At 54.6% G+C, this 5,727-nt stretch carries 2 tRNA genes and 2 rRNA genes; all 4 read left to right on the top strand.

The features are described 5' to 3' along the window. Positions 1–393 precede the first annotated feature (393 nt). A 16S ribosomal RNA gene (locus BTW07_RS12385) occupies positions 394–1,934 on the top strand. 97 nt (positions 1,935–2,031) lie between these two features. Continuing rightward, positions 2,032–2,108 (top strand) — tRNA-Ile (locus BTW07_RS12380). 180 nt (positions 2,109–2,288) lie between these two features. Beyond that, positions 2,289–2,364, top strand: a tRNA-Ala gene (locus tag BTW07_RS12375). Positions 2,365–2,625: 261 nt separating this feature from the next. Continuing rightward, a 23S ribosomal RNA gene (locus BTW07_RS12370) occupies positions 2,626–5,517 on the top strand. Together the 16S and 23S rRNA genes with 2 tRNA genes alongside form the textbook arrangement of a ribosomal RNA operon. Positions 5,518–5,727 lie beyond the last annotated feature (210 nt).

Raw genomic sequence — 5,727 nt, 5'->3', positions numbered from 1 at the left:
ACTCAAGGCGGTGAGGCAGGCACAATCGCTTCCCAGTTCTTCGCAGGATCGGCACCACTGAGCAGCAACGGCGCCCGGCAGGATTCGACAGAAAAACGTTGACATCTTCGCTCAGATCCTTAAAATACGCCACTCCTTACGGCGAGCAAGAAAACAAGCGCTGACAAGCACTTGAAACCTTTCAGGCTCGTGGCGGAAGTCGCAAGACTCCCAAGTGGGAACGCTCTTTAACAATCGATCAGGTAATTGATGTGGGTGCTTGCTCTCGCGTGACGTCAGTCACGACATATCGAGGCAAGCGACTCGTCAAAGATTCGTTTGACCTTGAACCAAGTTTGGTCCGCTTTTTTCCTTTGTCTTCGGGCCTGGGAAAAGTAAGGACTATCAGACTTTAAACTGAAGAGTTTGATCATGGCTCAGATTGAACGCTGGCGGCAGGCCTAACACATGCAAGTCGAGCGGCAGCACGGGGAGCTTGCTCCCTGGTGGCGAGCGGCGGACGGGTGAGTAATGCATAGGAATCTGCCCGATAGTGGGGGATAACGTGGGGAAACCCACGCTAATACCGCATATGTCCTACGGGAGAAAGCGGAGGATCTTCGGACTTCGCGCTATCGGATGAGCCTATGTCGGATTAGCTAGTTGGTAAGGTAACGGCTTACCAAGGCGACGATCCGTAGCTGGTCTGAGAGGATGATCAGCCACACTGGGACTGAGACACGGCCCAGACTCCTACGGGAGGCAGCAGTGGGGAATATTGGACAATGGGCGAAAGCCTGATCCAGCCATGCCGCGTGTGTGAAGAAGGCTTTCGGGTTGTAAAGCACTTTCAGCGAGGAAGAAAGCCTTTGGGTTAATACCCCAGAGGAAGGACATCACTCGCAGAAGAAGCACCGGCTAACTCCGTGCCAGCAGCCGCGGTAATACGGAGGGTGCGAGCGTTAATCGGAATTACTGGGCGTAAAGCGCGCGTAGGTGGCTTGGCACGCCGGTTGTGAAAGCCCCGGGCTCAACCTGGGAACTGCATCCGGAACGGCCAGGCTAGAGTGCAGGAGAGGAAGGTAGAATTCCCGGTGTAGCGGTGAAATGCGTAGAGATCGGGAGGAATACCAGTGGCGAAGGCGGCCTTCTGGCCTGACACTGACACTGAGGTGCGAAAGCGTGGGTAGCAAACAGGATTAGATACCCTGGTAGTCCACGCCGTAAACGATGTCGACTAGCCGTTGGGACCTTTAAGGACTTAGTGGCGCAGTTAACGCGATAAGTCGACCGCCTGGGGAGTACGGCCGCAAGGTTAAAACTCAAATGAATTGACGGGGGCCCGCACAAGCGGTGGAGCATGTGGTTTAATTCGATGCAACGCGAAGAACCTTACCTACCCTTGACATCCAGAGAACTTTCCAGAGATGGATTGGTGCCTTCGGGAACTCTGAGACAGGTGCTGCATGGCTGTCGTCAGCTCGTGTTGTGAAATGTTGGGTTAAGTCCCGTAACGAGCGCAACCCTTGTCCTTATTTGCCAGCACGTAATGGTGGGAACTCTAAGGAGACTGCCGGTGACAAACCGGAGGAAGGTGGGGACGACGTCAAGTCATCATGGCCCTTACGGGTAGGGCTACACACGTGCTACAATGGCCGGTACAAAGGGTTGCGAGATCGCGAGATGGAGCGAATCCCAGAAAGCCGGCCTCAGTTCGGATCGGAGTCTGCAACTCGACTCCGTGAAGTCGGAATCGCTAGTAATCGTGAATCAGAATGTCACGGTGAATACGTTCCCGGGCCTTGTACACACCGCCCGTCACACCATGGGAGTGGACTGCACCAGAAGTGGTTAGCTTAACCTTCGGGAGAGCGATCACCACGGTGTGGTTCATGACTGGGGTGAAGTCGTAACAAGGTAGCCGTAGGGGAACCTGCGGCTGGATCACCTCCTTAAACGACCAACCGATCGCGGAGCAAGCGCTCACATCAATTACCTGATCGACCAGAGCAAAGACTGTGGTATGGCTGCTTAAGTCGCCCAGTGACCAACGGGTCTGTAGCTCAGTTGGTTAGAGCGCACCCCTGATAAGGGTGAGGTCGGCAGTTCGAGTCTGCCCAGACCCACCATCTCTCGCGCAGTTGGTTGGCGCACCCCTTGGGGTGATGTCGAGAGAGGGTGAGGTCGCCGGGTTATTCGAGTCTGCCCAGACCCACCAAATTTTGCCGAATACGGCGTTGCTTTTTTCCTCGTGTAGCAGGCTACACGTCGGTCAAAAGCGCCTTGTCTTCAACAAAATTGCATTTATCGGGGCCTTAGCTCAGCTGGGAGAGCGCCTGCCTTGCACGCAGGAGGTCAGCGGTTCGATCCCGCTAGGCTCCACCACGCTTCACGCGGTGTACGACGCTCAGCAGGAAATGTGCCTGCCCTGCGCCCACCCCACAGTCGAATGCTGAAGTCCACAGTCACAAGCCAGGTTATCGAAGATAACGTCGGTTTGTGACTGTCGATTGACAGTCGCTCTTTAACAATTTGGATCATGCTGACAAGTTCTTCTCTTTGGAGAAGAACACAACGAGATACGTCTCAAGCGTATCCGGCAATTGTCGAATGATTAATCACTGACCAGACTCCTTCGGGTTATATGGTCAAGCGATTAAGCGCACACGGTGGATGCCTTGGCAGCCAGAGGCGATGAAGGACGTTGTAGCCTGCGATAAGGTTCGGTGAGGTGGCAAACAACCTGCGACCCGGACATTTCCGAATGGGGAAACCCACCCAGCACAAGCTGGGTATCCCACACTGAATCCATAGGTGTTGGGAAGCGAACCGGGAGAACTGAAACATCTAAGTACCCCGAGGAAAAGAAATCAACCGAGATTCCCCCAGTAGCGGCGAGCGAACGGGGAGTAGCCCTTAAGCATGTGACTGGTTAGACGAACGCGCCTGGAAAGGCCGGCCGTAGCGGGTGATAGCCCCGTAGTCGAAAACCTGAATATGTGAAATCGAGTAGGTCGGGGCACGTGAAACCCTGACTGAACATGGGGGGACCATCCTCCAAGGCTAAATACTCCTGGCTGACCGATAGTGAACCAGTACCGTGAGGGAAAGGCGAAAAGAACCCCGGAGAGGGGAGTGAAATAGATCCTGAAACCGTGTGCGTACAAGCAGTGGGAGCAGACTGGTTCTGTGACCGCGTACCTTTTGTATAATGGGTCAGCGACTTATATTCAGTGGCGAGCTTAACCGTATAGGGGAGGCGTAGGGAAACCGAGTCTTAACTGGGCGACCAGTCGCTGGATATAGACCCGAAACCGGGCGATCTATCCATGGCCAGGGTGAAGATTGAGTAACATCAATTGGAGGCCCGAACCCAAGTATGTTGAAAAATGCTGGGATGAGCTGTGGATCGGAGTGAAAGGCTAATCAAGCTCGGAGATAGCTGGTTCTCCTCGAAAGCTATTTAGGTAGCGCCTCACGTATTACCGCCGGGGGTAGAGCACTGTTTCGGCTAGGGGCCCATCCCGGGTTACCAACCCGAGGCAAACTCCGAATACCGGTGAGTAGAGCGTGGGAGACACACGGCGGGTGCTAACGTCCGTCGTGAAAAGGGAAACAACCCAGACCGTCAGCTAAGGCCCCCAAATTCTGGTTAAGTGGGAAACGATGTGGGAAGGCATAGACAGCTAGGAGGTTGGCTTAGAAGCAGCCATCCTTTAAAGAAAGCGTAATAGCTCACTAGTCGAGTCGGCCTGCGCGGAAGATGTAACGGGGCTCAAACCAGATGCCGAAGCTACGGGTTCATCCTCTGGATGAGCGGTAGAGGAGCGTCGTGTAAGTCTGTGAAGGTGAGTTGAGAAGCTTGCTGGAGATATCACGAGTGCGAATGCTGACATGAGTAACGACAAGGGGAGTGAAAAACTGCCCCGCCGGAAGACCAAGGTTTTCTGTTCTATGCTAATCAGAGCAGAGTGAGTCGGCCCCTAAGGCGAGGCTGAAAAGCGTAGTCGATGGGAAACGGGTCAATATTCCCGTACCGGATGTGATTGCGATGGGGGGACGAAGAAGGCTAGGTGAGCCAGGCGTTGGTTGTCCTGGTGAAAGTCGGTAGGCTGAAATCTTAGGCAAATCCGGGATCTCAAGGCCGAGAGACGAGACGAACGGACTACGGTCCGGAAGTCATCGATGCCACGCTTCCAGGAAAAGCCTCTAAGCTTCAGATCACATGCGACCGTACCCCAAACCGACACAGGTGGTCAGGGTGAGAATCCCAAGGCGCTTGAGAGAACTCGGGTGAAGGAACTAGGCAAAATGGCACCGTAACTTCGGGAGAAGGTGCGCCGGCTTAGGGTGAAGGACTTCGCGTCCCGAGCTCGAACCGGTCGAAGATACCAGGTGGCTGCAACTGTTTATTAAAAACACAGCACTCTGCTAACGCGTAAGCGGACGTATAGGGTGTGACGCCTGCCCGGTGCCGGAAGGTTAATTGATGGTGTTAGCCGCAAGGCGAAGCTCTTGATCGAAGCCCCGGTAAACGGCGGCCGTAACTATAACGGTCCTAAGGTAGCGAAATTCCTTGTCGGGTAAGTTCCGACCTGCACGAATGGCGTAATGATGGCCACGCTGTCTCCACCCGAGACTCAGTGAAATTGAAATCGCAGTGAAGATGCTGTGTACCCGCGGCTAGACGGAAAGACCCCGTGAACCTTTACTATAGCTTCACACTGGACGCTGATGTTGCTTGTGTAGGATAGCTGGGAGGCTTGGAAACCGGGACGCTAGTTCCGGTGGAGCCAACCTTGAAATACCAGCCTGGCATCATTGGCGTTCTAACTTGGCACCGTGATCCGGTGTGAGGACAGTGTGTGGTGGGTAGTTTGACTGGGGCGGTCTCCTCCGAAAGAGTAACGGAGGAGCACGAAGGTACCCTCAGCACGGTTGGAAATCGTGCATTGAGTGCAAGAGCATAAGGGTGCTTAACTGCGAGACAGACACGTCGAGCAGGTACGAAAGTAGGTTCTAGTGATCCGGTGGTTCTGTATGGAAGGGCCATCGCTCAACGGATAAAAGGTACTCCGGGGATAACAGGCTGATACCGCCCAAGAGTTCACATCGACGGCGGTGTTTGGCACCTCGATGTCGGCTCATCACATCCTGGGGCTGAAGTCGGTCCCAAGGGTATGGCTGTTCGCCATTTAAAGTGGTACGCGAGCTGGGTTTAGAACGTCGTGAGACAGTTCGGTCCCTATCTGCCGTGGGCGTTGGAGATTTGCGAAGTGCTGCTCCTAGTACGAGAGGACCGGAGTGGACGCACCTCTGGTGTTCCGGTTGTCACGCCAGTGGCATCGCCGGGTAGCTATGTGCGGACGGGATAACCGCTGAAAGCATCTAAGCGGGAAGCCTTCTTCAAGATGAGATCTCCCCGAGACCTAGAGTCTCCTAAAGGGTCCAGCAAGACTAGCTGGTTGATAGGCACGGTGTGGAAGCGCTGCAAGGCGTTGAGCTAACGTGTACTAATGCCCCGTGAGGCTTGACCATATAACCCCAAGGGGTTTACGAGAGACGGAAAGAAAGATCCCGTCTCCGTTCGGTGATCATCACCGACATTGCCGGATACGCGCTGCCCTCAAGAGCGGGCAGCCAATAGACGTCGCTCAGCAGCATGATCCGAATCAGTGGGAATGAGGGCCGGGTAGGCAGTGAAGGCTCATTATTTCTGCGTCAGTTTTGCCTGACGACCATAGCGAG

Origin of the sequence: Salinicola socius (assembly GCF_001937195.1) — a bacterium.
GTDB classification, from domain to species: domain Bacteria; phylum Pseudomonadota; class Gammaproteobacteria; order Pseudomonadales; family Halomonadaceae; genus Salinicola; species Salinicola socius.
Note: the sequence above shows the minus strand (reverse complement) of the source record. Positions and strands in the feature narration are given on the sequence as shown.